Annotated in this window: 1 protein-coding gene; it reads right to left on the bottom strand. The window is 52.2% G+C overall.

The window, feature by feature from the left end:
* Positions 1-135 precede the first annotated feature (135 nt).
* The coding region (locus I6F21_RS38500) for a YhfT family protein (RefSeq protein ID WP_276573650.1) at positions 136-387 on the bottom strand (252 nt) is incomplete at its 5' end.

The following is a 387-nucleotide window of genomic DNA, read 5'->3' as shown; positions in this document are numbered from 1 at the left end:
AGCCCAAATCACCGCAGGTAAGAAACTCGCTGCCAGGAAAATGACGGCAAATCGTGTCCACCAGCGCAAACTGCTTTTGCTGCGCCTCAATAAGCGTCAGGCTTTGCAGAGGAAACGTCTTCATAGGTGCCTTCCTTAAGCCGGAACGAACAGGCCAAGCCAGTAAAGAACATTCAGCAGGATGCCGGTGATCATTACTGCCACGACCGGTGCCGCCATTTTCTGTACCGGACGGCCCAGGGATTCGTTGAGGAAGTAAATGGCAACCGCGATAGAGAATCCGGTATAGCCCGCCATTTTGATTGCTGCAAAGATCGAACCGACCAGCAACGCCACTTCCATCAGCATATTCATGGCGTTACGGATGTTATCCGACGCATTACGTAC

The organism is Bradyrhizobium sp. NBAIM03 (assembly GCF_020194055.1).
In the GTDB taxonomy this organism is placed as follows: Bacteria; Pseudomonadota; Alphaproteobacteria; order Rhizobiales; family Xanthobacteraceae; genus Bradyrhizobium; species Bradyrhizobium yuanmingense.
This window is presented reverse-complemented; position numbering and strand designations above follow the sequence as displayed.